This window comes from Saccharothrix xinjiangensis (genome assembly GCF_039527585.1).
Lineage (GTDB): Bacteria > Actinomycetota > Actinomycetes > Mycobacteriales > Pseudonocardiaceae > Actinosynnema > Actinosynnema xinjiangensis.
In genome coordinates this window covers 1-24,754 of record NZ_BAAAKE010000007.1, presented here as the reverse complement: position 1 = coordinate 24,754, position 24,754 = coordinate 1, and the positions used below count along the sequence as shown (strand labels likewise).

Annotated in this window: 25 protein-coding genes; 10 read left to right on the top strand and 15 right to left on the bottom strand. The window is 74.9% G+C overall.

Annotated features, from left to right (window positions below):
* Positions 1 to 30: 30 nt before the first annotated feature.
* A complete protein-coding gene (locus ABD223_RS17425; protein ID WP_344037307.1) occupies positions 31 to 1,050 on the top strand; it encodes a sporulation protein in 1,020 nt (339 codons plus the stop codon).
* A 258-nt stretch (positions 1,051 to 1,308) separates the two neighbouring features.
* Here the strand turns inward: ABD223_RS17425 and ABD223_RS17420 are convergent, their stop codons facing one another.
* Positions 1,309 to 1,659 (bottom strand): ArsR/SmtB family transcription factor, encoded by a 351-nt coding sequence (locus tag ABD223_RS17420; protein WP_344037306.1) that lies wholly within the window; start codon positions 1,657 to 1,659, stop codon positions 1,309 to 1,311.
* 66 nt (positions 1,660 to 1,725) lie between these two features.
* On the opposite strand from ABD223_RS17420, the gene ABD223_RS17415 reads away from it, so the two are divergent.
* Positions 1,726 to 3,756 (top strand): heavy metal translocating P-type ATPase, encoded by a 2,031-nt coding sequence (locus ABD223_RS17415; RefSeq protein WP_425563969.1) that lies wholly within the window; start codon positions 1,726 to 1,728, stop codon positions 3,754 to 3,756.
* A 36-nt stretch (positions 3,757 to 3,792) separates the two neighbouring features.
* On the top strand, positions 3,793 to 4,827 hold the full coding sequence (locus ABD223_RS17410) for a methyltransferase (RefSeq protein WP_344037305.1): 1,035 nt from the start codon (positions 3,793 to 3,795) through the stop codon (positions 4,825 to 4,827).
* 53 nt (positions 4,828 to 4,880) lie between these two features.
* On the opposite strand, the gene ABD223_RS17405 is transcribed toward ABD223_RS17410, so the two are convergent.
* Together ABD223_RS17405 and ABD223_RS17400 are read right to left on the bottom strand one after the other, a co-directional pair.
* Entirely contained in the window at positions 4,881 to 5,276 is a 396-nt protein-coding gene (locus ABD223_RS17405) for an STAS domain-containing protein (protein ID WP_344037304.1), read from the bottom strand.
* Between the two features lie 308 nt (positions 5,277 to 5,584).
* On the bottom strand, positions 5,585 to 6,106 hold the full coding sequence (locus tag ABD223_RS17400) for an SAM-dependent methyltransferase (protein WP_344037303.1): 522 nt from the start codon (positions 6,104 to 6,106) through the stop codon (positions 5,585 to 5,587).
* On the opposite strand from ABD223_RS17400, the gene dacB reads away from it, so the two are divergent.
* Positions 6,105 to 7,655 (top strand): D-alanyl-D-alanine carboxypeptidase/D-alanyl-D-alanine endopeptidase, encoded by a 1,551-nt coding sequence (gene dacB, locus ABD223_RS17395; protein ID WP_344037302.1) that lies wholly within the window; start codon positions 6,105 to 6,107, stop codon positions 7,653 to 7,655. The two genes, ABD223_RS17400 and dacB, sit on opposite strands and share 2 nt — an antisense overlap.
* Before the next feature lie 62 nt (positions 7,656 to 7,717).
* On the opposite strand, the gene ABD223_RS17390 is transcribed toward dacB, so the two are convergent.
* The 5 genes from ABD223_RS17390 to ABD223_RS17370 are packed head-to-tail and all read right to left on the bottom strand — an operon-like array spanning position 7,718 to position 11,878.
* Complete coding sequence (locus ABD223_RS17390) at positions 7,718 to 8,965, bottom strand: styrene monooxygenase/indole monooxygenase family protein (RefSeq protein WP_344037301.1); 1,248 nt, start codon at positions 8,963 to 8,965, stop codon at positions 7,718 to 7,720.
* A gap of 37 nt (positions 8,966 to 9,002) precedes the next feature.
* Entirely contained in the window at positions 9,003 to 9,593 is a 591-nt protein-coding gene (locus ABD223_RS17385; protein ID WP_344037300.1) for a GTP-binding protein, read from the bottom strand.
* Positions 9,574 to 9,909 (bottom strand): DUF742 domain-containing protein, encoded by a 336-nt coding sequence (locus ABD223_RS17380; RefSeq protein ID WP_344037549.1) that lies wholly within the window; start codon positions 9,907 to 9,909, stop codon positions 9,574 to 9,576. Before ABD223_RS17380 ends, ABD223_RS17385 begins: the two co-directional genes overlap by 20 nt.
* A gap of 41 nt (positions 9,910 to 9,950) precedes the next feature.
* Positions 9,951 to 10,397, bottom strand: a complete 447-nt coding sequence (locus tag ABD223_RS17375) for a roadblock/LC7 domain-containing protein (RefSeq protein ID WP_344037299.1) — start codon at positions 10,395 to 10,397, stop codon at positions 9,951 to 9,953.
* Between the two features lie 17 nt (positions 10,398 to 10,414).
* Positions 10,415 to 11,878: a sensor histidine kinase gene (locus ABD223_RS17370; protein ID WP_344037298.1), complete on the bottom strand. Its 1,464-nt coding sequence runs from the start codon at positions 11,876 to 11,878 to the stop codon at positions 10,415 to 10,417.
* Positions 11,879 to 12,131: 253 nt separating this feature from the next.
* On the opposite strand from ABD223_RS17370, the gene ABD223_RS17365 reads away from it, so the two are divergent.
* A complete protein-coding gene (locus ABD223_RS17365) occupies positions 12,132 to 14,282 on the top strand; it encodes an ATP-binding protein (RefSeq protein ID WP_344037297.1) in 2,151 nt (716 codons plus the stop codon).
* Between the two features lie 58 nt (positions 14,283 to 14,340).
* On the opposite strand, the gene ABD223_RS17360 is transcribed toward ABD223_RS17365, so the two are convergent.
* Both ABD223_RS17360 and ABD223_RS17355 read right to left on the bottom strand, forming a co-directional pair.
* The gene (locus ABD223_RS17360) at positions 14,341 to 15,021 is read right to left on the bottom strand and encodes an SDR family NAD(P)-dependent oxidoreductase (RefSeq protein ID WP_344037296.1); all 681 of its coding nucleotides are present in this window, start codon (positions 15,019 to 15,021) and stop codon (positions 14,341 to 14,343) included.
* Positions 15,018 to 15,434, bottom strand: a complete 417-nt coding sequence (locus ABD223_RS17355) for a VOC family protein (protein WP_344037295.1) — start codon at positions 15,432 to 15,434, stop codon at positions 15,018 to 15,020. Before ABD223_RS17355 ends, ABD223_RS17360 begins: the two co-directional genes overlap by 4 nt.
* A gap of 30 nt (positions 15,435 to 15,464) precedes the next feature.
* Between ABD223_RS17355 and ABD223_RS17350 the strand changes: the two genes are divergently transcribed.
* Together ABD223_RS17350 and ABD223_RS17345 are read left to right on the top strand one after the other, a co-directional pair.
* The gene (locus ABD223_RS17350; protein ID WP_344037294.1) at positions 15,465 to 16,139 is read left to right on the top strand and encodes a GntR family transcriptional regulator; all 675 of its coding nucleotides are present in this window, start codon (positions 15,465 to 15,467) and stop codon (positions 16,137 to 16,139) included.
* Positions 16,140 to 16,863: 724 nt separating this feature from the next.
* Complete coding sequence (locus ABD223_RS17345) at positions 16,864 to 18,621, top strand: alpha/beta hydrolase (protein ID WP_344037293.1); 1,758 nt, start codon at positions 16,864 to 16,866, stop codon at positions 18,619 to 18,621.
* A gap of 10 nt (positions 18,622 to 18,631) precedes the next feature.
* Here the strand turns inward: ABD223_RS17345 and ABD223_RS17340 are convergent, their stop codons facing one another.
* From ABD223_RS17340 to ABD223_RS17325, 4 genes are all read right to left on the bottom strand, one after another.
* On the bottom strand, positions 18,632 to 19,045 hold the full coding sequence (locus ABD223_RS17340; RefSeq protein ID WP_344037292.1) for a PGPGW domain-containing protein: 414 nt from the start codon (positions 19,043 to 19,045) through the stop codon (positions 18,632 to 18,634).
* Positions 19,046 to 19,191: 146 nt separating this feature from the next.
* Positions 19,192 to 20,286, bottom strand: coding sequence for a GDSL-type esterase/lipase family protein (locus ABD223_RS17335; protein ID WP_344037291.1), 1,095 nt, complete (start codon positions 20,284 to 20,286; stop codon positions 19,192 to 19,194).
* 159 nt (positions 20,287 to 20,445) lie between these two features.
* Complete coding sequence (locus tag ABD223_RS17330; RefSeq protein ID WP_344037290.1) at positions 20,446 to 21,399, bottom strand: universal stress protein; 954 nt, start codon at positions 21,397 to 21,399, stop codon at positions 20,446 to 20,448.
* Positions 21,396 to 21,596 carry a hypothetical protein gene (locus tag ABD223_RS17325; protein ID WP_344037289.1) on the bottom strand — a complete coding sequence of 67 codons (201 nt, stop codon included), beginning with the start codon at positions 21,594 to 21,596 and terminating at the stop codon, positions 21,396 to 21,398. Before ABD223_RS17325 ends, ABD223_RS17330 begins: the two co-directional genes overlap by 4 nt.
* Positions 21,597 to 21,717: 121 nt before the next feature.
* On the opposite strand from ABD223_RS17325, the gene ABD223_RS17320 reads away from it, so the two are divergent.
* Together ABD223_RS17320 and ABD223_RS17315 are read left to right on the top strand one after the other, a co-directional pair.
* Entirely contained in the window at positions 21,718 to 22,566 is an 849-nt protein-coding gene (locus tag ABD223_RS17320) for a MerR family transcriptional regulator (RefSeq protein WP_344037288.1), read from the top strand.
* 385 nt (positions 22,567 to 22,951) lie between these two features.
* A complete protein-coding gene (locus ABD223_RS17315; RefSeq protein ID WP_344037287.1) occupies positions 22,952 to 23,161 on the top strand; it encodes a DUF5988 family protein in 210 nt (69 codons plus the stop codon).
* Positions 23,162 to 23,215: 54 nt separating this feature from the next.
* On the opposite strand, the gene ABD223_RS17310 is transcribed toward ABD223_RS17315, so the two are convergent.
* Positions 23,216 to 24,274 (bottom strand): glucose 1-dehydrogenase, encoded by a 1,059-nt coding sequence (locus ABD223_RS17310; protein ID WP_344037286.1) that lies wholly within the window; start codon positions 24,272 to 24,274, stop codon positions 23,216 to 23,218.
* 243 nt (positions 24,275 to 24,517) lie between these two features.
* Here ABD223_RS17310 and ABD223_RS17305 point away from each other — a divergent pair.
* The coding region (locus tag ABD223_RS17305; RefSeq protein ID WP_344037285.1) for a response regulator transcription factor at positions 24,518 to 24,754 on the top strand (237 nt) is incomplete at its 3' end.

Genomic DNA, 24,754 nt, shown 5'->3' with positions numbered 1-24,754 from the left:
ACGCCCACCACTCCCGGAGGAAGAAACCCGATGTTCAAACGGATGCTCAGCGCCTTCGGCGTCGGCGGACCGTCCGTCGACACCGTCCTGGACACCCCGCACGCGCAGCCCGGCCAGGTGATCACCGGCCAGGTGCGCATCCAGGGCGGCAGCAACGAGGCCAAGATCGACCAGATCGTGCTGTCCCTGGTCACGCGCGTCGAGGTGGAGCACGGCGACCACGAGTTCAACGGGGTGTCGGAGTTCCTGCGCACGTCGGTCGCCCAGGGCGTCCGCGTGGCGGCGGGCCAGCCGGTGACGGTGCCGTTCCAGCTGCCGATCCCGTGGGAGACGCCGATCACCGCGGTCGGCGGGCAGCCGCTGCCCGGCATGACCGTGGGCGTGCGCACGGAGCTGGTGATCTCCGGCGCGCCCGACAAGGGCGACCTGGACCCGGTGCTGGTGGGCCCGCTGCCCTCGCAGGACCGCGTGCTGGAGGCGTTCGGGCAGCTGGGCTTCCAGTTCCGCAGCGCCGACGTGGAGGCCGGGCGCATCCACGGGGTCAAGCAGGAGCTGGGCTTCTACCAGGAGATCGAGTTCTTCCCGCCGGCCCAGTTCGCCGGGAGGATCAACCAGGTCGAGCTGACCTTCGTGACCAACCCGCACGAGCTGGTCGTGGTGCTGGAAGCCGACAAGCGCGGCGGCCTGTTCTCCTCCGGCGGCGACTCCTTCGGCCGCTTCCACGTGTCCCACCAGGACGCGATGAGCACCGACTGGGCCGGCGCGCTCAACCAGTGGCTGGTCCAGATCTCCGAGCGCGGCGGGCACGGCGCGTTCGGGCAGCCGGGCTACGGTCGGCAGGGTCACGGGCAGCCGGGCTATGGACAGCCGGGGTACGGTCAGCCGGGTTACGGTCACCACGGGCACCACGGCGGCCACCACCGCGGACCGGGCATGGGCGGTGTGGTCGCGGGCGCGGCGGCGGGCGTGGTCGGTGGCATGATCATCGGCGAGGCCCTGGACGACGCGTTCGAGGACGACGGCGGCGGGGACTTCGCCTTCGAGGAGTGATCCAGCGGGTGCTCCGGGCCTCCACCGGCCGGAACGCACCCGCGAACCCCCTGGTCCGGTGCGGCGAGCGGCCCACCCCCCGGTCACCGCCGCACCACCACCGGCTCCCGCGCCCCTCCCCCCTGGCGCGGGAGCCGGCCTCGTTCCGGGGCACGGCCCTCGGGCTGCCTCCGCGACCAGCCGCGCCAGACCCGGCCCGCGCCGCGCGCCCGGCCGCCGGCGCGGCTCGACCACCCCGGAGCCACCCCGGGCCCGGTCTCAGCCGGCGGCCACGGGGTCCTCCGAGGTGTCCCGATCCACGTGGTCGGCGTGGAACAGGGCCTGCTTGAGCAGCCCGTGCACGTGGTCGTTCGCCGCGGAGTAGTAGACGAACGTCCCCTCCCGACGCCCCTTGACCAGCCCGGCGAGCCGGAGCTTGGCCAGGTGCTGGCTGACCGCGGTCGGCGCGGCGCCGGCGAGTTCGGCGAGGCACGCGACCGACGACTCCCCCTGGAGCAGCGCCCACAGCACCTTGATGCGGGTCGGGTCCGCGAGCAGCCGGAACGACTCGGCGGCCAGGTGCACCTGCTCCTCGTTGGGCATGTCGAAGTCGGACAGCGACGTGTGCATGGCCTCAGGGTACCCAGCGGTCCTTCTACTTGCGTATCTGCGTGACTGCGAATATACGTTATTGCTGTGACAGCAGAACTCGGGGCGCCCGCGCCGGCCGAACCCCGCCTGGCCAGGACTCGCCGCCTGGCCAGGACTCGCCACTGGGCCGGGGCGTGGTCGCTCCCGGAGGTGCGGTGGGCGGTCGCGGCGACCGCCCTGTTCCTCCTGGGCCTGGCGGCCCAGCTGACCGGCGCGCCGGAACCGCTGTGGTGGGCGCTGTACCTGGCCTGCTACGCCGCCGGGGGGTGGGAGCCGGGGCTGTCCGGGCTGCGCGCGCTGCGCGACAAGACACTGGACGTGGACCTGCTGATGGTCGTGGCGGCGATCGGCGCGGCGTCGATCGGCCAGGTCCTCGACGGCGCGCTGCTGATCGTCATCTTCGCGACGTCCGGGGCGCTGGAGGCCGTCGCGACCAAGCGCACCGAGGACTCGGTGCGCGGCCTGCTCGACCTCGCGCCCGAGCTGGCCACGCGCATCACCGCGACCGGCGAGGAGACCGTCGAGGCCGCCGGGCTGCGGATCGGCGACCTCGTCCTGGTGCGGCCCGGCGAGCGCGTCGGCGGTGACGGCGAGGTCGTCGACGGGGCGAGCGAGGTCGACCAGGCCACCATCACCGGCGAGCCGCTGCCGGTGGACAAGCGGGTCGGGGACGAGGTGTTCGCCGGCACCCTGAACGGCACCGGGGCCCTGCGGGTGCGGATCACCCGCTCCCCCGCCGACACGGCGATCGCGCGCATCGTCGCGATGGTCACCGAGGCGAGCGCGACCAAGTCCCGCGCCCACCTGTTCATCGAGAAGGTCGAGCAGCGCTACTCGATCGGCATGGTCGCCGCGACGCTGGCGCTGTTCGCGGTGCCGCTGCTGTTCGGCGCCGAACTCCGACCGACGCTGCTGCGCGCCATGACGTTCATGATCGTGGCCTCGCCGTGCGCGGTGGTGCTGGCGACGATGCCGCCGCTGCTGTCCGCCATCGCCAACGCGGGCCGCCACGGCGTGCTGGTCAAGTCCGCCGTGGTGCTCGAACGGCTCGGCTCGGTCACGCGGGTGGCGTTCGACAAGACGGGCACGCTCACGGAGGGCGCGCCCCGGCTCGCGGCGGTCCGCCACCTCCCCGGCGGCCGGCTGGGCGACGACGAGCTGCTGGCCCTGGCCGCCGCCGCCGAGGGCCCCTCGGAGCACCCGCTCGCCCGCGCCGTGGTCGGGGCCGCCCGTGACGCCGGGCTCGACGTCCGCCGGGCCGCCGAGTTCGGCTCCGCGCCCGGCCGCGGCGTCACCGCGCGGGTCGACGGGCGGCTGGTCGAGGTCGGCAGCCCCACCGCGCTGCTCGCCGACGACGAGCCCGGCGCCGTCGACGCGGTCGCCGGGCTGGAGCGGACCGGGCACACCGCGGTCGTCGTCCGCGTCGACGGCCGCGCGGCCGGGGTGCTGGGCCTCACCGACCGGCTCCGCCCCGACGCCGCCGACACCGTCGCCCGGATCACCGCCCTCACCGGCGCGCCGCCGGTCCTGCTCACCGGCGACAACCCCCGCGCCGCCGAGCGCCTGGCCGCCGAGGTCGGCATCACCGACGTCCGCGCCGGGCTGCGACCGGAGGACAAGGTCTCGGCGGTGCGCGAGCTGGAGGCGGGCGGCGGCAAGGTGGCCCTGGTCGGCGACGGCGTCAACGACGCGCCCGCGCTCGCCACCGCCCACGTCGGCATCGCCCTGGGGCGCGCGGGTTCCGACCTCGCCCTGGACACCGCGGACGCGGTGATCACCCGCGACGAGCTGGCGACCCTCCCCGCGGTGCTCGCCCTGGCCCGGCGCGCCCGGCGGCTGGTCGTGGCCAACCTCGTCATCGCCGGGACCACCATCGCGGTGCTGGTCGCGTGGGACCTCTTCGGCGACCTGCCGCTGCCGCTCGGCGTGGCCGGGCACGAGGGCTCGACCGTCGTCGTCGGCCTCAACGGGTTGCGCCTGATCGGCAACGCGGCCTGGCGGCGGGCGCACCGCGGCGAGGGGCGGCCGGCCGGTGACCGGAACGGTGTGCACGGCGACCGGGGATCGCTACAGTGATCTTGACAATCATTGTCGCATCCGCAGGGGGATCCCATGGCCGCGTCACCGGACACGCCCGCCGCCACGCGCCACGCGCTGGTGAACATGATCTTCGGCTCGATGGCCGCCCAGGTCGTCGCGGCGTGCGTCAGGCTCGGCGTCCCGGACGTCCTGGGCGACGGCGAGCGCTCCGCCGACGAGGTGGCCGCCGCGTGCGGGGCGTCGCCGCGCACCACGCTCCGGCTGCTGCGCGCGGCGACGGCGTTGAAGCTCCTGGAGGAGCGCGGCGACCGGTTCGCGGCCACCGGGCTCGGCGCCCTGCTGCGGTCGGACGCGCCGGGCTCGATGCACGCCTTCGCCAGGGTGTTCACCGACCCGGTCCTGCTGCGCGCCTGGCACCGGCTCGACGACGGCGTCCGCACCGGCGCCACCACGTTCGACGAGGAGTTCGGGACCTCGTTCTTCGACCACCTCGGGTCGCGGCCGGAACTCGCCACGGCGTTCAACGCCGCCATGAGCCAGGGCACGCACGTGGTCGCCGGCGTGCTGCCCGACGCCCACGACTTCGGCCGCTACGACGTGGTGATGGACGTCGGCGGCGGCGACGGCACGCTGCTCGCGGCGGTCCTCTCCCGGCACACCGGCCCGCGGGGCGTGCTGTTCGACACCGCCACCGGCTCGTCCGAGGCCGAGGGGGTGCTGGCGGCGGCCGGTGTCGCGTCCCGGTGCGAGGTCGTCACCGGCGACTTCTTCGCCTCCGTCCCGGACGGCTCCGACGCGGTGCTGCTCAAGAGCGTCCTGCACGACTGGGACGACGACCGCGCGGGCAAGGTCCTCCGGCACTGCCGCGCGGCCCTTCCGGAGCACGGCCGCCTGCTCGTGGTCGAACCGGTCCTGCCGGACTCGGTTCCCGACGACGTCTCGCCGGTGATCTACCTCAGCGACCTCAACATGCTCGTCAACCTCGGCGGCCAGGAGCGCACGCGCGCCGAGTACGCGGACCTGTTGGCGGGCAACGGGTTCACCGTCACGGACGTCACGCCGCTGCCGCCGTCGGGGTTCTGCCTCGTCGAGGCCGAGGCGGGCTGACCGGGCGACGACCCGGTTCACCGTCCGCTGTGGACGGTGCGGCGCGGGGAACCTCAGGCCCCGTCGACGTGCCCGCCCACCGCCTGGTCGCGCAGCGCGGCGACGGCCTGCTCCAGGTCCGGGTAGACGGCGAACACCTCGTCCATCCGGGCGGCCCGGAACGGCCGCAGCACCGCGCGGTGCCCGGCGACGATGGCGAACGCGACGCCGCGCCGGTCGGCGTGCCGCGCGCCCTCGACCAGCACCGCCAGTCCGCTGGAGGGCAGGAAGGTCACCCCGCTCAGGTCGACCGCCGACGTCGAGGTGACGGTGTCCAGCCAGGCGAGCAGCTCGCGGCGCATCGCCTCGCCGGCGCGCGTGTCGACCTCACCGGCCAGCCGCAGCACCGGCACGCCCCCGACCACGAGGGACTTCACCGTCACCCCTTCGACCACGCTCTCGTCGCTCAACGGTGCACCACCTCCGCAAGCTCCTCGGCGCCGATGGGCTCACGACAACGGTAACCTCGCCCAGCCGTCGCCACAGATCAGCGGAAACCCGGCACGGCGCCGCAACAGCCGGTCACCTGATGAGGTGAGGGCCGTCGGGGGCGGGTAACGCGTTGCGGCGTTCGGACGAGACCCAGTTGTCCGACGTGGCGGTTCCCGGGCAGTTGCCCCCGGGGGCAGCCGCCGCGGAGGTCCTGCGAATCGTGCGGCCCGGGTGCCGGCGCGGGCGCGCAACCGCGCCGGCACCCGGCCGCGCCCACGGGTGCGGCCTACCCCACCTCCGCGACGCCGCCGTACCCGAGCGGACGCGCCGCGCTCTCGCGCTCCGCCGGGCTGTCCGGGCGCCAGTCGGGCAGGAACACCAGGCCCGGTTCGACCAGGCGCGTGCCCTCGAACCGGGCGAGGACCTCCTCGTGCGTGCGGACGTGGACGTACTCGTCGGCCGCGGCGCAGGCGTCCACCAGGCGGGCCACTTCGGCGCGCACGCCCGGCGCCGCGTGCTCGTCGGCGATGTGCGAGATCGCCAGGAGGCTGCCCGGCGCCAACCGCTCCCGGTAGGTCGCGACCAGCTCGCCGGGGCGGTCCTCGTCGGAGACGAGCAGCAGCACCCCGACCACCAGCAGCGCCACCGGCTCGGTGAAGTCGACGAGCCGCCGGGTCTCCGGGTGGCCGAGGACCCTGCCGGGCTCCCGGACGTCGGCCTGGACGATCCAATCATCCTGTCGTGTGATGCCGCCGGTCTGGCGAAGCCCGTCGACCCCGTCCCGCGCCACCGGCAGAATCCAGGGCATGACCAGTCGGCCACGATCGACCGCCCTGCTCGCCTCCCTGGCACTCGTCCTCGGCCTCACCGCCGCGGCCGCCGCCGACGTCGCCGACCCGCTCGCGGCGGACCTCGACGGCATCCTCGGCGACCCCAGGCTCGCCTCGTCCGCGGTGGGCCTCGTGGTGCGCGACGCCGGCACCGGCGACCTGCTCTACAGCCGCTCGGGCCACACCCGCTTCCAGCCCGCCTCGACCGCGAAGCTCGTCACCGGCGCGGTCGCGCTCGACGGCCTCGGACCCGACCACCGCTGGACGACCGACCTGGCCACCACCGCGGCCGCGCAGGGCGACGAACTGGCCGGCGACCTCTACCTGCGCGGCACCGGCGACCCGACGATGTTGGCCCAGGACTACGACGACCTGGCCGCGCAGCTGGCCGCCACCGGCGTGCGGACCGTCCAGGGCGCGCTCGTCGCGGACGACACCTGGTTCGACTCCGTGCCGCTGGGCACCGGCTGGGCGTGGGACGACGAGCCGTACTACTACAGCGCCCAGACCTCGGCGCTGACCTTCGCGCCGGACACCGACTACGACTCCGGCGCCGTCGCGGTCCGGGTCTCCCCCGGCGCCGCGGGCGGTCCCGCGCAGGTGAGCGTGACCCCGCCGGTCGACCTCGACATCCGCAACACCGCCACCACGGCCGCCGGCGGCAGCGGCGTCCGGGTCAGCCGCGCGCACGGCACGAACGTCGTGCACGTCAGCGGCTCGATCGCGCCGGGCGCGGCGGCCCACGCCGCCTACATCTCGGTCGACGGCCCGACCGCGCTGGTGGCCGGGCTGTTCCGGAAGTCCCTGGCGGCCAAGGGCATCACCGTCACCGGCGGGACCGAGTTCCGCGCCACCCCGGCCTCGGCCCGGGTGCTGGCCACCCACCGGTCGATGCCGCTGAGCGAGCTGCTGGTGCCGTTCCTGAAGCTGAGCAACAACATGCACGCCGAGGCGATCATCAAGTCGCTGGGGCGGGAGTTCCACGGCCAGGGCACGTGGGCCGCGGGCATCCGGGCGCTGGAGTCCCTGCTCCCGGGCTTGGGCGCGAACCCGCTGACCATGAACTTGTTCGACGGCTCGGGCCTGTCCAGGATGAACGTCCTCTCACCGGACCTGCTGGTGAACGTCCTGCGGTCGGCGCGGACCAAGCCGTGGTTCCCGAGCTGGTACGCCGCGCTGCCCGTGGCGGGCCGGTCGGAGCGGCTGGAGGGCGGCACCCTGCGCAGCCGGATGGCGGGCACCGCCGCGGCGGGCAACGTGCGCGCCAAGACCGGCTCGCTGACCGGGGTGACCGGCCTGGCCGGCTACGTGACCAACGCCGACGGCCGCGAGCTGGTGTTCTCCATGGTGTTCAACAACTTCGTGTCGGGCGTGCCCCGCGACGTCGAGGACGCCATCGCCGTGCGCCTGGCCTCCGACCGGGCCGGCCAGTCCCAGCCGGGGGTCGGGGCGGGGCGCCGGGCCGCGCCGGGCGCGGAGGCGGACCCGGTGCGGGACCTGGAGTGCTCCTGGACCAAGTCCTGCTGAGAACGCGGGTGAGGTCGGCGCGCCGACCTCACCCGCACCGGCGGGGGCTCGGGCCGCTCCGCTCAGCCGCGCGCGACCGAGGCCAGGTAGCGGTCGGCCAGTTCGGGGTCGAAGAACCACTCCTCCAGGTCCGAGGGGTCGGCGAAGCAGTTGGCGAACCGGTGGGCCACGGCCGGGTGCTCCAGCGCCGCGCCGAAGATGCGCATGACGTGCTCGGGCGGCGGCTGGAGCATGGCGTTGGTCCAGGACGTGACGTGCCGCGCGTGCTCCCAGTACGCCTCGAACGCCCCGCGCATCCACTCCTCGTCGAACGGCCGGTCCCCGTGCGCCACGATGCTGTCCAAGTAGGACGCCGCGCACCTGGCCGCGTTGTTGGAGCCCTGCCCGGTGATCGGGTCGTTGGCCACCACCACGTCCGCCATGCCCAGCACCCGGCCGCCGGAGGGCAGGACGGCCACCGGTTCGCGCACCACCGGGGCGTACGCGCCGGTCAGGGTGGCGTGCCCGTCGGTCAGCTCGACCTCGCGGCAGCGCTCGTGCTCCCACGGCACGAACCGGCGCACCAGCGCCAGGGTCCGGTCCAGGTGCTCGGCGGGTCCCGGCCGGTCGGCCCAGCAGTCCAGGGGGCCGCCGGGCAGGCCCTCGAAGAACAGGATGTCGCACGGCCCGCTGAGGGTGAACCCGGGGATGACGAACAGCTCCCCGACGCCCGGCACGGCGTTGAACCGCACCGCGGGCAGGTCCGGGTGCTCGGGCCGCGGCGCCATGCCGTGCACGTAGGCCACGGACAGGACGCGCTGCGGCGTCCGGTACGGGGACCGCCGGGGGTCGCGGGTGAACGCCTCCACCAGCTCGCCCTTGCCCGCCGCGACGACGACGAGGTCGAACAGGGCGGTCAGCGCGTCCAGGTCGGAGGTCGTCACGCCGTGGTAGACGACGTTGCCGCCGCGGTCCTCCAGCAGCTCCAGCCAACCCGCCATCTTCACCCGCTGGTCGACCGACTGCGCGTGCTCGTCCAGCAGGCCCAGCCAGTTCAGCGCCCGCTGCCAACCGCCGTCGCCGGTGGGCGCGCCCACCGACAGGCCGAGGCCGCCGATGCGGGGCGTCCGGTCCGCCCAGAGGTCCAGCCCCAGGTCGCGCTCGCACCGGAGCGCCGGGCCGAACATGCACTGGGTGGACATCACCCGCCCGGCGCGGATCTCCTCCGGTGTGCGCGCCGACATGATCGTGACGTCATAACCCCGGCCGAGCAGGCCTAAAGCGAGTTGTAACCCGGCCTGGCCGGCCCCGACGACGAGCACCTTCCGCATTGCCGCCAACCTCTCCGCTCGCAGGGTGGTTCGCCGATCAGGCCGGGCCGTGCGACGGGACGAGCTGCATCGCGTACGACACCAGCTCGCGCAGGGCGCCGACCACCGAGGCCCGGTCGCGGGCGTCGCACGTGATCAGCGGGACGTCCGGTGAGATCGCCAGCGCGTCGCGGACCTCGGCCAGGTCGTGCGTCAGCAGGCCGTCGAACATGTTCACCGCGACCACGAACGGGATCTCGGAGTCGTTCTCGAAGTAGTTGATGGCCGCGAACGACTCCTCGACGCGGCGGGTGTCCACCAGCACGACCGCGCCCAGCGCGCCGCGCGACAGGTCGTCCCACAGGAACCAGAACCGCGGCTGGCCGGGGGTGCCGAACAGGTAGAGCACCAGGTCGTGGGTCAGCGTGAGCCTGCCGAAGTCCATCGCCACCGTGGTCGTGGTCTTGTCGCCGCCGGGGTCGACCGGGTCCACGCCCTCGGCCGCCTCGGTCATCCACGCCTCGGTGTTGAGGGGTGGCACCTCGGACACCGAGCCCACGAACGTCGTCTTGCCGACGCCGAAGCCGCCGGCGACCACGACCTTCGCCGAGATCGTCAGCGGCTCGGGGTCACACGTTCTTGAGCCCATTCAGGATCCTCTCCAGCAGGGGCAGGTCGTACCGGTACTCGTGACCCGTGGGGTGGACGTAGACGAGGTCTTGCGCGATCAGGTCGCTGAGCAGCACCCGGATCACGGCGAGCGGGATGTCCAGGTGCGCCGACAGCTCGGCCACCGAGGTGCGCTGCCGGGCGCGCTCGTAGAGCGCCCGGGACTCGGGCATCATCCGCGCGGCGGCCTGCGGGTCGTAGTTCGGCACGGACACCAGGGTCTCCACCAGCAGCAGGTGCCGGGGCCTGGTGCGGCCGCGGGTGATGGCGTACGCGCGAACCCTGGTGCTGCGCATCGCGCCGGGTGCGGTGCCGGTGGCCACGACGATCGCCCTCCTCACGCGCCGGGGCGCCGTGCGGTCACCGTGCGCCGCATGTCGGCCCTCAGCTGCGGGGTCAGCGCGTGCCCGGTGTTGTCGACGAACTTGGTCATCTCGTAGCCGATGACCTTCATGTCGCACGAGGGCGAGGTCAGCACGCCGAGGCCGGCGCCCTCGCCGATGTCCATGAACAGGAAGTAGCCGCCGGTGAGCCGGACGAGGATCTGCTCGCAGCCGCCCTTGTCGAACACCGCCGCCGCGTTGCGGGCCAGGCTGAGCATGCCGCTGGAGATGGCCGCCAGCTGCTCGGCCGCGTCCACGCCCACGGTGTCGGAGGCGGTGAGCGGCAGGCCGTCGGAGGACAGGATCAACGCGTGCGTCACGCCGTGCACCCGGCGGACGAAGTCGTTGATCAGCCAGCTGAAGTCCGGCGCCGGGTCGGCGGCTCGGTGGTCAGTCGTCACTCGGGTGGTCCTCGTGGTCAGTCATCGCTCGGTCGATCCCCGCTCGGGCGGTCCTCGCGGGTGGTGCCGAGGTGGTCGCCGCGGGGGTCGTGGGGCTCGGGGGCGTCGAGTTCGGGGGCGTCGGGTTCGGGGAGGGTGCCGCGGGCCGCCCGCTCGCCGGCGTCGAAGTCCGCCAGGTCGGCGAAGAAGCCGTCACCGGGGTTGGCGCCGGGCACGGCGGGCGGGGGCGGCGCGACGGGCGGCGTGACCGGCGGCGCGGTGAAGCCGGCCGGGCTGTCGGGCACGCGCAGGCTGGCCGGCACCCGCCGGGGCAGTCCGCCGGGGGTCGTCCCGCCCGTGCGCGGTCTGTCCGGGACCAGGTTGCCCGCGCGAGATCTGTCGGGGGTCGGGTTGCCCGTGCGGAACCCCTCGGAGGTCGGGCTGCCCGCGCGAGGCCCGCCGGAAGGCGGGCTGCCCGCGCGGAACCCGTCGGGAGCGGGACCGCCCGCGCGCGGCCCATCGGGGATCAAGTTGCCCGCGCGCGGCTCGTCGGGTCGGGTCCGGGACCTGGCGGGCGCGCGTTCCGGCGGCGCGCCCTGGGCGGGCACGTCGGGGTCCGGCAGCCGCGCGAACGACACCGGGGGCGCTTCGCGCACCAGCTCGGCCGGCAGCAGGACCGACGCGGTGGTGCCGTGCGGCGCGCGGCGTCCCAGCCACACGCGCACGCCGTGCTTGTCGGCCAGCCGCCGCACCACGGCCAGGCCCATGTGCTCGATGGCCGCGCCGTCCAGCGCGGGCGCGGTGGACAGCCGCTCGTTCAGCTCGGCCATCCGCTCCGGCGGCAGGCCGATGCCCATGTCCTCCACGCGCAGCAGGATGCTGCCGTTCTCGGTGACGTGGGCGCTCACCGTCACCGGTGAGCTGGGCGGGGACTGGGTGGTGGCGTTGTCGAGCAGCTCGGTGAGCAGCCGGCTGACGTCGTCGGCCGCGAAGCCGACCACCGCGAGCGGCACCACGCGACCGATGTCCACCCTCGGGTAGCGCTCGATCGCCGAGATCGCGGCGCGGATGACGTCGACCAGCGAGGCGGTGTCCTCGGGGGCGGCGCCCGCCTCCTCGCCGGCGAGCACGCGCAGGTTCTCGGCGTTGCGGCGCAGCCGGGTGGCGAGGTGGTCGAGCCGGTAGAGCCGGGAGAGGGCGTCGGGGTCCTGCTCCTCGGACTCCATGCGCTCCAGCTCGGCCAGCAGGGAGTCCAGCAGGTTCAGGTCGCGCAACGCGATGCCGGCGCAGACGCCGGCCAGCACGTCGTCGCGGGGGGTGGGTTCGGTGGGCGGCGGTGGGGGGTTGGCTTGCCGGTGCGCCGGTGGCGGGGGTGAGGTCAGCCGGTGGCGTGGGCGCCGGGGTTCGAGCAGCCCGGCCACGGTGCCCCGAGCCTGCTCCAGCAAGGACTTCGCGCCTCGCCTGCGGTACTGGTTCAGCAGCGACCGCACTCGACTCACCACGCGCGCTCCGCACGGACGTCTTCGGTCAACACCGCGTCAACCGTAGTCGCGCACCCCTGATAGTCAAGACGGAGGGTAACCAAATCCACCCGTTCGAGTGCAGACAGTGATCACGGCGAGGGCATTGACCGCTGGTCACCGTGCGGCGCGTGGTGCGCCGCGCCGATTCGACGGACGTCGAACGCGATCGCGGTTCCCCCCGGGGTGCGGGAGCGGTTTGGCCGGGACCGGGTCCCTCCGGTCTCATGGTGCGGTGTCGAAGCGCGAAGACGGTTCGGGGTTAACCGGCGGGGAGCCGCCGACGGGGCGGAACGAGGTCGGCGGCGTGGTCGCCGGGCCGGTGGTGCAGGCCGGCTCGATCGGCGGCGACGTCCACATCCACCAGGCCGCCCGCGAGCAGCCGCCCCCGCGCCAGCTGCCGCCCGTGCCCGCGCGCTTCGTCGGTCGCGCCGCCGAGCAGGGGCGCCTGACCGCCGCCCTGGACGCGGCGGCGCGGCGGGGCGGCGCCGCGCCGATCCTGGCCCTGAGCGGGGCCGGCGGCATCGGCAAGACCTGGCTCGTGGTGCGCTGGGCCTACCGGCACCTGGACCGGTTCCCGGACGGCCAGCTGTTCGTCGACCTGCGCGGCTTCAGCCCGGACAGCGACCCGATGGAGATGGGCGTCGCGGTGCGCGGGTTCCTCGACGCGCTCGGGGTGGAACCCGGGCGGATACCGACCGACCTGCACGCCCAGGCCGCGCTGTACCGCAGCCTGGTCGCCGACCGGCGGATGCTGATCGTGCTGGACAACGCCGCGAGCGCCGAGCAGGCCGCGCCGCTGCTGCCGGGCGGGCAGTCGTGCGTGGTGGTGGTGACCAGTCGCCGCACGCCCAACACCCTGGTCAGCAGGCACGGCGCGCACCACCTGAGGTTGGACCCGCTGACCGCGGGCGAGGCGCACGAGCTGCTGACCGACTGGCTCGGCGCGGACCGGGTCGCCGCCGAGCCGGACGCGGTGGCGGAGCTGGTGGGGTTCTGCCGGGGGTTCGCGCTGGCGTTGGGCCTGATCGCCGGGCACGCCCACACGCACCCCGGCGCGCCCCTGTCCCGGCTGGCCGGCGAGCTGCGGGAGTTCGGCCTGGACGTGCTGGACGACGACGACCCCGCCGCCAGCCTGCCCAAGGTCCTGTCCTGGTCCCACCGGGCGCTGTCGGCCGAGCAGCGGGAGGTCTTCGCGCTGGTGGGCGTCGCGCCCGGCCCCGACCTGGCGCTGCCGGCGGCGGCCGACCTGACCGGGTTGCCACCGGTGCGGGCGAAGCGGGCGCTGCGCGGGCTGGAGGAGGCGTCGCTGCTCGACCAGGACCCGCGCGGCCGTTACGCGATGCACGACCTGGTCCGCAGCTGGGCGGTCACCGTGGCGCGCTCGGACCTGGCCGACGAGGTGCGGGACGCGGCGCTGGGGCGGGTGCTGGACTCGTACGCGCACGTCGCGTGCGCGGCCGACCGGCTCTTGGCGCCGCACCGGCTGCCCGTGCTGCTCGACCCGCCCGCGCCGGGGGCCCGGCCCGAGCCGCCGGCGGACGCCGCGGCGGCGATGGCGTGGCTCGACGCCGAGCACCCCAACCTGCTGGCGGCCCAGCAGGTCGCGGTCGCCACCGGGCGGCACCGGGTCGGGTGGTTGCTGGCGTGGGCCCTGGACTCGTTCCACGGGCGGCGCGGGCACCTGCGGGACCGGGTGACCACGTGGCAGGTGGCGGTGGGCGCCGCGGAGGAGCTGCCGGAGCACGCGCCGCGGGTGCGCGCCTCGCGGTTCCTGGGACGGGCCCTCGCGCACCTGGGGCGGCACGACGAGGCGGTCGCGCGCCTGCGCCGGGCGCTGTCGCTGGCCGAGGAGCACCACGACAACTCCGAGCTGGCGCAGGGCCACCGGATGCTGGCCTGGGCCTACGGCCAGCAGCGCGAGGACCGGTTGGCGGTGGACCACGCCGCGCGGGCGCTGGAGCTGTTCCGCGCCCTCGACCAGCCGGTGTGGGAAGCCGACGCGCTCAACCAGTTCGGCAGGCACGCGGCGCGTTCGGGCGGGCACGAGGACGGCCGCGCGCACTGCCTGGCCGCGCTGGACCTGTACCAGCGGCACCACAACCCGGACGGCGAGGCGGCCACGTCGGTCAGCCTCGGGTACATCGAGCACCGGGCCGGGCGCCACGAGCGGGCCGCCGGGCACTACGAGCACGCGCTCCTGCTGTACCGGGCGCTGGGGAACACGTACACGTCCGCCGACGTCCTCCGCGACCTCGGCACGTCGTACGCGGCTTCGGGGAGGGGCGAGGAGGCCCGGCGGGTGTGGCTGGAGGCGTTGGAGCTGTACCGGCAGCTGGGGCGCGAGGAGGACGCCGGGCTGGTGCGGGGGCGCCTCGACGCGTGACGCGAAGCCGGGCGCCCCTCGGCCCCCCGGGGCTGCCTTCGGGTCCCCGGGGCTGCCCTCAGGTCCTCAGGTACGAGGCCCCGTTCAGGTCGAGCACCGCTCCCGAAGCCCACTCGGCCTCGGCCGACGCGAGGTAGACGACCGCCGCCGCCACCTCCTCCGGCTTCGCCACCCGCCCGAACGGGCTCTGCCGGCGGACCTCGTCCGTCACCATCGAGGCCACCCGGTCGGTCCCGACGAAACCGGGCGCGACCGACGCCACGGCGATGCCGTGCGGCGCGAGGGCGACCGCCAGCGACTGCCCCATCGAGTGCAGCGCCGCCTTGCTCGCGCCGTAGGCGGGCATGTCGGGCTCGCCGCGGAACGCGCCGCGCGAACCGACGTTCACGATCCGGCCGCGCACCCCGTTGTCGATCATGTGCCGGGCGACGCAGTAGGACATGTCGGCCGCGCCGAAGACGTTCACGGCGAAGGCGCGGCGCCACAGCGACTGCCACTCCTCGTACGAGCTGTCGGCCAGCGACCCCAGCTCCACCAGCCCGGCGTTGTTCACCAGGACGTCGATCGTGCCGAGCCGGTCGACCGCGGACCCGACCACCCGGGCGATCGCGCCCGGGTCCGCCAGGTCGGCGTCGGCGGAGGACAGCGCGACGACCTCGTCGCCGCGCTCGCGGAACGCGTCGGCGACGACCGCGCCGATGCCCCGGCCGCCACCGGTCACCAGGACACCGCGGCTCACTTGGCGAACACCTGCGACTCGTCCTTGAACGCCTTGAACTCCAGCGCGTTGCCCGCCGGGTCGCGGAAGAACATCGTCCACTGCTCCCCCGGCTCGCCCGCGAACCTCAGGTAGGGCTCGATCACGAACTCCGTGCCCGCCGCGCGCAGCCGGTCGGCCAGGGCGTGGAACTCGGGGATCGGCAGGATCAGGCCGAAGTGCGGCACCGGCACGTCGTGGCCGTCGACCGGGTTGCGGCCGGAGTCGCCGCGCGCGCCGGGCACGACGTGGGTCACGACCTGGTGGCCGTAGCAGTTCCAGTCGACCCACGCGTCGGCCGAGCGGCCCTCCTCCAGGGCCAGCACGCCGCCGTAGAACTCGCGGGCCCTGGCCAGGTCGTCGACGGGGATGGCGAGGTGGAAGGCGGGTCTCATGGCCACCACCATTGACCAGCTCCTGTCCGGATGTCAACATTCGACATCGTGGAGCTGCGCAAGGCCGACCGGCGGGGTCTGGCGGACGAGGCCGCCGACCGGATCCGGGAGGCGATCCTCGCGGGCGTGTTCCCGCCGGGCTCCCCGGTGCGCGAGGTGGAGCTGGCCGCGTCGCTCGACGTCAGCCGCGGTTCGGTCCGGGAAGGGCTGGCCGTGCTGGAGCGCGAGGGGCTGGTGCGCAGCGCCTGGCACCGCGGGACCAGGGTGATCGACCTGACGGTGCGGGACGCCGAGGAGGTGTACTCGGTGCGGGCCGCGCTGGAGGGGCTGGCGAGCCGGAGCGCGATCGGCCGCGTCGACCTCGACGCCCTGGACCGGCGCGTCGACGCCATGGCCGAACGGCTGGCGGCGGGCGCGCCCAACGAGGAGCTGCTCGCCCTGGACCTGGAGTTCCACGACGCGGTCTACCTGGCGGCGGGCAACCGGCGGCTGCTGGAGGCGTGGCGGGCCGTGCGCTCCCAGGTGCACCTGTTCCAGCTCACCCGGATCCGCCTCGGCCACCAGGGGTACCGGGCGGTGGTGGTCGACGAGCACCGGCGGATCGCCCGGCTGCTCGGTGACGGTGACGCGGGCGAGGTCGCCCGCTTCGCCGAGGAGCACGTCCACTCGGCGTTGCGGGCGCTGGTCGACCAGCTCGACCGCTGACCGGCTCGGCCGGCGCCGCCTCGGCGGGGAAGGCGTTCGACGCGCCCGACTTCCTCCGCGCGCTGTCGGGGCGCCGCTCGATCGACCTCGCGCACCCGGTCGGGGACGGCTCCTGAGCGGGGTCCTCCCGGCAGATCTTTCTTTTTTCCGGTCGGGCGTATCCGGCGCCGTGGGCAGCGCTCTTGTGAGGTGTCGGGGATCCCGGTTGGGGAGCCGGGCCCGCGACGCAGGGGGATCGCGCGCCACCCGCCCTCCGGGGCGGGTGAGCCGCGCGAGGCGTCCTCTCGCACCTTCGGCGGCCTGCCACCCACCTCCGCCGGTCGCAGGGCTTCGGCCGGACCGCGTTCCCGAGGGACGCGGTGACCGGCCGCGTCGTCGGTGCCCAACCCCCTGTTGTGCCCGGTCCTGAGCGGGCCCGCGTGGGCGCTGCGTGAGCACTGGGCTGCCGTGCCCGGCCCCGGTCGGACGCGGTCACGGGCACAGCGCCGCCTGACCCCGGACCCCCACCCGGGGCCGCCCCGGGACCCCTACCGGTCCCGGGGCGGTCGCGCCGGCCCTCGGTCGCCGCTTCCCGATCACCGGTCGCCGCACCCTCCGTCGCGCGCCTCCGCCACCGGCTCGGCCACCACCGCCCGGCCGCCCGGCTGCGGTTGTCCGCAAGTCGCCGGCGGCGCCCCGCCGCCCTGCCCTAGGCTGCGACCACCACCGGTCGGCATCGCCGCCGGTGCGGCCCACGCCAGGCGGTTGCCGAAGTCCGCGCGCACCCCGGGAGGTCGTCACGACAACCGTCGAGGCGCCGGACGCACCGCGCCGCAGCCCGGTCCGCGATGCCCTGATCCGCTACCTCCGGTCGCTGAGCTGCGTCGGCCTGGTGTTCGCGCTGCTGTTCTTCGCGTGGTCGATGACGCCCTCGCTGCTGCCCCGCCCGTGGTACCTCCAGGGCGTGGCCGCGGGCATCTGCTCGGCCACGGGCTACCTGATCGGGCTGGGCCTGGCGCGGTTGACCCGGTGGCTCGGCTTCCGCCCGGTGTGGTCGGAGCGGGCCCGGTGGCGCGGGAACGTCCTGTTCGCGGTCGTCACCGGGATCTGGGTCCCGGTGTCGCTGCTCATGGGGGCGCACTGGCAGGAGCAGGTGCGGGAGCTGGTCGGCGTGCGGACCGACGAGCAGACCTACTACGGGCTGGTGCTGGGCGTCGCGGCCGTGGTGGCGGCCGGGCTCCGGGCGGTCGGGCTGCTGTTACGCGCGGCGTCCCGGCGGGTGGCGGCCGCGGGCGCCCGGTTCGTGCCGCCGCGGGTCGCCCGGCTCACCGGCGCGGTGGTGGTGGCCGTGCTCGCGGTGCTGGTCGTGGACGGCGCGCTGGTCAACGGTCTGCTCGCGGTGGTCAACCGGCTCGCGGCGACGGCCGACCGCGGCGACCACCCCGGTGTGGTGCGGCCGACCGCGCCGGAGCGCTCGGGGTCGCCCGACTCGCGGGTGCCGTGGGAGTCGCTGGGCAAGGAGGGTCGCGCCTTCGTCTCCGGCGGCCCCACGGCGGCCGAGCTGAGCGCGTTCACCGGGCGCCCGGCCCGGACGCCCATCCGCGTGTACGGCGGCCTGTCGTCGGCGGGCTCGCTGCCCGAGGTGGCCGCGCTGGTGGTCGCCGAGCTGGAGCGCACGGGCGCGTTCGACCGGGCCGTCCTCGCCGTCGTCACCACCACCGGCACCGGCTGGGTCGACCCGGGGGCCACCGAGGCGTTGGAGCACGTCTACGGCGGCGACACCGCGATCGCCGCCCTCCAGTACTCGTACCTGCCCAGCTGGGCCGCGTTCGTCGCCGACCGGGAGAGCCCGCAGGCCGCGGGCTCGGAGCTGTTCGACCAGGTCTACGCCACCTGGGAACAGCGGCCCCCGGACCGCAGGCCCGAACTCGTCGTCTACGGCGAGAGCCTCGGCGCCTACGGCGGCCAGGCGGCGTTCAGCGGTCTCCAGGACATGACCACCCGCACCTCCGGCGCGCTGTGGACGGGCACCCCGAACTCGACGCGGGTGTGGGAGGAGCTGACCGCCGACCGCGACCAGGGCACCCCGCAGCGGTTGCCCGTCGTGGACTCCGGGGCGGCGGTGCGGTTCGCCGACCACCCGGCCGACCTGGACCTGGCCGCGCCGTGGGGCGGCCGCCGCGTGGTGTACCTCCAGCACTCGACGGACCCCGTCGTCTGGTGGTCGCCGCAGCTGCTCACCCGCCGCCCCGACTGGCTCGGCGAGGCCCGCGCGCCCGACGTCAGCCCGCAGATGACGTGGCTGCCCGCGATCACCTTCTGGCAGCTGACCATGGACCTGGTGTTCTCCACGGACGTCCCGCCGGGGCAGGGCCACCACTACGGCCCGGCCGAGACCGCCGAGGCCTGGGCGCACATCCTCGAACCGCCCGGCTGGACCGGGGCGGACACCGAGCGGTACCGGGAGCTGGTCGAGGCGAGGGAGGGCGGGGAGGAGCGGTGAGCCCGCGCGGCTACCGACCGCCCGCCGCGCGCTTGGCCCGCACCCGGCGACAGCTCCAGCCCAGCAGCGCCAGCAGGACCAGCCCGGACAGGATCAGGCTCGACCCGGCGCCCCAGCCGCCGAACGGCAGGGACCGCACCAGGCCCCAGGTGACGCCGGCCGCGATCAGCAGCAGCCCGGCGGTCACCGAGCCCGCGACGCGCAGCGGCGAGGACGCGCTGTCCTCCGCCGCCTTCATCGCCCGGTCCCGCACCGGGTCCACGTAGCGCTCCAGGGCGGGGAACTCCCCGGCCAGCACGACCAGCCCGGCGAGCACCAGCAGCAGCCCGGGTCCTGGCAGCACCAGCAGCAGCACGCCGACGACGAGCAGCGCCGCACCCGCCGCGACGACGGCCACCCGCTTCACCGGCCTGCCGAGTCCCACGCCCCACCCCTCCCGCGTCCGTCACCCAGTCTGCCGAGTCCGGCGCGCGCACGCCCGGCCGACCGGGTTCCGGCCGCCTCGCCGCGCCGCGTCACTTCCGCAGCCTCACCGCGCTGCCTCACCCCGGGCGTCCCACCCCGGCCGCCTCACCTCGGGTGCCCCGCCTCAGCCGCGCGCCGCGCCCCGCCGTCGACGTCCGTGGTCAGGTGGAGGGAGCCGTCCTCACCCGGGACGCACGCCGCCTCCCGTTCGACCGTGCCGAGGAACAGCCCGACGCAGCCGGCGACCTGCCGGTGCCCCTCGGCGTTGGGGTGGAAGGACTCCACACTGGCGTGCTCGGCCCGTTCGGCGTCGCTGAAGCCGTCCCAGTCCAGGGTCAGCCTGGTGAACCACTCGTCCTCCTGGCCGGCGCCTCCCGTGCACGCCTCGTGCCCGTGCCCGGAGCGGGACAGGTCCAGGAAGCGGGCGCCGGCGCGGTCGGCGGCCTCGCGCAGCGCGGCGGCCAGGTCGGGCACGGCGTGGTCCCGGATCCAGGCGAGGTCCTCGGTGAGGAACGGGCAGCCGCTGAGGTTGCGCAGCTCCTCGGGGATGCCGGGCGCGAGCGGCGAGGCGTAGGAGAACTGGACCAGCTGGTAGTCGCTGTCGTGGTAACCGGCGTCGGTCAGGACTCGCCTGATGTCGTCAAGGACGCGCTCGACCTTCGGCACCACGGCGTCCAGGCGTTGCCGCCAGTCCCGCGCGACCGCGTCGTGGCACGGCGTGCCGAGCCGCATCCTGGCGTTCAGGCAGTCGGTCATGAGCCGGGAGAAGCGCGGGTCGTCGTTGGCGCCGACCGCCACCAGCACGGCCGCGACGCGGTGCGTCCTGGCCAGGTCGGCGAGCCGCCGGGCCTGGCTGGACTCGGTCCACTGCATGGTCCCGCCCAGGACGACGTCCTCGGTGGACGCCCCGGAGCAGGCGAGGTTGACCTTGGCCTCCACGCCGGGCACGTCGATCCGGTTGACCGCGGCGTTCACGGAGCGGTGGCACCAGTTGCCCCGCGTGCCGTCGGTCTCGGGGACGTAGTCGCCGGCGCCCTCGCCGGACAGGGTGCTGTCGCCCAGGGACACCACGGTCAGCGGGCCGGCGCCGGGCGGTCCCAGCCGGCCCGGCGCGCCGATGACCTCCAGGAACACCGCCGCGCCGACCACGGACGCCACCCCGGCCAGTGCGCCGAGCAGCCAGTACCTCGCTCGTGCCACCGTCGACCGCCCTCCAGCCGGCCACCGCGGACCTCGGTCGCCTCCGGTCCAGTCCGCGACCGGGCGGGTGACGTGAACCTGATATCCGGGTTCCCACTGGTCAGGCCCCATTTCCAGACGACGGGGAAAGTCACCCGATGGTGTGACCGGCAGCGTGCCTCAGCGAACGGTTCCCGGTGGCAGCACGGCCACCGGGCACGGCGCGCCCTCGACCACCTCGTGGCTGACCGAGCCGAGCAGCGCCCGGCGGACCGCGCCCCGACCGCGGCTGCCGACGACCAGGAGGGACGCCTCGGCGGACGCCGCGAGCAGCGCGTCGGCGGGCGGACCCGCGGCGACCACCAGCCGGCGCGCCGCCCCGGGGTACTGCCGCGCGCACTCGGCGAGCGCCGCTCCCCACCTGTCGCGCAGCGCGCTCTCCCCCGCCACGTCCACCCCGTCGCGCAGCGCGCCCTCCCCGACCGCATCGCGCGGCGGGCGTCCCTCGACCACCCCCACCGCGTCGACCGCGTCGACCGAGGCGTGCACGACCACCACCTCGGAGCCGTGCCCGGCCGCGAACCGGAACGCGAACCGGACCGCCTGGTCGCCGACCGCGGACCCGTCCACGCCGACCACCACCGGCCCGCGGTCGCGCCGCTCGTCGGCGGAGGCCTCCTCGCGGACCACCACGACCGGCCACGGGCAGGACCTGGTGAGCCGCTCCGCGGTGGACCCGAGCAGGAACCGGGCGACCCCGCCGTGCCGGGCGTGACCGACCGCCACCAGGGCCGCCCGGTCCGCGGCCAGGACCACGGCGTTCGCCGGATCGCCCGTCAGGACCTCGGTGCGCACCTCGACGCCCGTCGCCTCGCCGCAACGCCGGGCGAGCCCGTCGAGCACTTCCCGCGCCCACTGCCGCGCGGGTTCCTCGACCGCGACGGGATCGACGGCGCCGATGTCCAGGGGCATGTTCGGGTAGGCCTGCGGTTGGACGGGCCACCGCAGGCCGTGCACCAGCACCAGGGGCAGGTCGAACGCCGCCGCCTGCCGGGCGGCCCACAGCGCGGCGCGCTCCGAGACCGCGGTCCCGTCGACACCGGCCACCACCGCTTCGCCGGCCAACCCGGTCACGACCCCCCTCCCCCGCTCGCCCGGCCGGGTCGCCCGTGCCGGTGGGTGGCCACCGCGCTGACGGCACCCGCCACGACCACCACGGCGCCGACCGCGGCGCTCGCCACCACGGGTTCGCGCGCCCCGCTGCCGGCCGTCAGGCCGTGGGGGTCGGCGGGCCGCGGTCCGGGCCACGGGTCCTGGCTGCGTGCGGTCATGCCGCGCCTCCGTCGCTGTCGGCGGACCTGTCGACGGTGGGCTTCCCCGCGTGCCCCGGTCGAACCCGCCGCGACCTCGGGCGCTTGACCTTGCAGCAACCACAAGGACGACCATGGTCGCGTGTTGTCCATCGGCGAGTTCAGCGAGATGTGCCACCTGTCACCGCAGGCCCTGCGGTTCTACCACGCCAAGGAGCTACTGGTGCCGGCCGAGGTCGACGAGCGGACCGGCTACCGCGGGTACGCGTTCGACCAGGTCGAGCAGGCCGTCCTGATCGCCGCCCTGCGCGGCGCGGGGATGAGCGTCGACCTGGTCCGCCGCGCGCTCGACGAGCCGGACGCCGCGCTCGACCTGCTGCGGCGGCACGAGGAGGAGGTGCGGCGCCGGCGGCGGGCGCAGGACGAGGCGATCAGCGACGCGCACCGGCTGTTCGGCGCGCGGCCGGAGGTGCGGCGTCGCCACGTGCCCGCGACGACCGTGGCGTCGAAGCAGGTGCCCGGCCCGGCGGCCACCTGGGACCGGTACGACTGGGCCGAGGTGGAGGCCGCCACCGCCGAGACCGTCCGGCACGTGGTCGAGGCCGTGGAGCCGTGCGGCGCCGTGGTGGCGGGTGCGCCCTGGCTGACCTGGGCGATCGAGACGCCCGAGCAGAAGCGGCGGGGCCTGACCTCGGAGGGGCCGCACTGGCTGGTGAAGGTCCCCGTCGAGGTGGGCGGGGCGGAGTTCGCGGCCCTGCCCGACGACGTCGAGGTGCAGCCCTTCGCGGCCCGGGAGGAGCTGTCGATCCTCATGCCGGGCCGGAATTCGATGGCCAAGTTCGGCACCGCGCTCTCGCGCCTGGTCTCGCACCCTCTCGAAGACGCGTACGTCGACCTGTCCTGCCTGCGGCACGTGCTGCACGACGACGGCGTCGAGACCGCCGTGGCGATCCGCGAGCTGGACGACGAGGACGACCTGCCGACGACCTGACCGCGACGTGACGGCGTCGGGTATATCGCCCTTTCAGGCAAAGACGTCAACACCCCGTGCGCGCCGGACCGGAATGGAGTTCCCCCGTCAACAATATCCGGTGAGAATCGAATTTCGGTCAAGGCGCGGAGCGGGAAGTGGATCACCCTCCGGCCTGCGGCCGTTCGGCGGAGGCGGCGCGCTCGTCCGGACGGGTGCACGCGGCGGCGCGCAACCCCTTTTTCGAAGAATGTGCCCCCTAATTCACGGCGGGCACCACAGAAGTATCGGGCAGTGGCACCGATATTGCTTGACACACCCCCGCGCCGTCCCCAGCATGAGATGCGGAACACACCGGAAGACCGGTTTCGAAGAATCGTTCTTGCGAGTACTTGGGGGTCTGCACGTGAACTTCCAGCGAGCCACGTTGATCGGCGGTCCGAACGAGCTGCCCGAGGTGGAGCGGGTGTGCGAGGTGTCGAACCTCGACGACAAGGTGAAGATCAGCTACGGCGCCGGTTACGAGCACTTCAGCCACACCGGCGAGTTCCACAGGCAGGACGGTGAGACGCTCGCCGTGTTCGCCTGGTCCGGGCGGACGCGCATCGCCGAGTGACCGCGGTGGGTGGTCGACCGGAGTGGACCGGTCGACCACCCACCGCGCGCCCGATCAGTGCCCGTCGTCCAGGGTGATGACCACCTTGACGTCCTCGGGCTCGGGCTCGAAGGCCTCGGCGAAGGACCCCAGCGGCACCCGCCGGGTGATCAGGCCGTCCAGCCAGTCCGGGTCCGCGCCGGCCAGCGCCTCCGCCGCCTGCCGGTAGTGGCGCGGGTTGGCGTTGACCGAGCCGACCACCACGTCGTTCTCCAGCACCATGTCCCGGTTGACCCGCCCGGCGTCCACCTCCGTCCGGCGGCCGGTCTGCGAGACGCCGGTCAGGCAGACCACGCCGTAGGGCGCGGTGTGGCGCATCACGGCGAAGACCAGGTCGCCCACGCCGGTCGCCTCGATCACCACGTCCGGCAGCAGGCGGGACGCGACCTCGTCCACGTCCGCGTGGTGGTAGGTCGCGCCCAGCTGCTCGACCAGGCGCGGCTTCGGGCCGGTCCCCACCCGGTCGAGCACGTGCACCTCCAGCCCCGCCCGCACGCCGATCATGGCGGCCAGCAGGCCGATCGGGCCCGCGCCGGTGACCAGCGCCCGCCGCGGTTCGAACCAGGCGCGCCCGCCGACCCGCCACACCTGCTCCCACGCCTTGGCGACGACCGACGTGGGCTCCACCAGCACCCCGAGGTGCGCCAGGCCGGGGTCCAGCGCCACGGCGAACTCCGGCTCGACGCACCACAGCTCGGCCCCGTAGCCGTCCAGCTCCTTGATGCCGCGTTCGGTGTAGCGGCCGTTGCGGCAGTTGTCGAACTCGCCCCGCGCGCACGCGCCGCACGGCTCGGGGTCGGGTCGCCGGACCACGCCGACCACCAGGTCGCCCGGCGCGAAGCCGCTGCCCTCGGGCGCGGTCCTCACCCGACCGAGTGATTCGTGGCCGAGGACCAGCCGGTCCCGGCCCGGTGGCGCCCACCCGTACTCGGCCTGCGCGATCTCCCGGTCGGTGCCGCAGACGCCCACGGCCAGCCCCTCCACCAGCAGCTCACCGGGGCCGGGGGTCGGGTCGGGCAGGTCGGTGAGCCGGAGCGACCCGGCGGTGCCGGGTTCCAGGGTGAGCGCGCGCATGGACCAGGGCTACCCGAAGCGGCGGTCGACATGCGCGGCCCGCAGAGTGGTCCGCAGGGGGCTCGCGCAGCGGCCCCCGGGGGGTTCCGCAGGAAGGTCCACAGAGGAGGGTCGCGGTCGCACCGCCCCGCTCCCCCGTCAACCGGGGAGAACCTGACGAACACCTTGCGATCGCCGGACGGCCGCAGCGGGACCCGTCGGCGTCGGCGAAGCTGGGACCACCCGGACGCGAGGATCGGTGCCATGGACATCTCCGTTCTGCTCGTCGAGGACGACGAGCACATCAGGCAGGCGCTCGGCCTGGCGATGGCCGACGAGGGTTTCGCCGTCACCGATGCCGTGTCGGGTGAGGACGCCCTCGCACTGCTGGGGACCACGGCGTTCGACGTGGTGCTGCTGGACCTGATGCTGCCCGGCGTGGACGGCCTGGAGGTCTGCCGCACCCTGCGCGCCCGCGGCGACCTGCCCATCATCATCGTC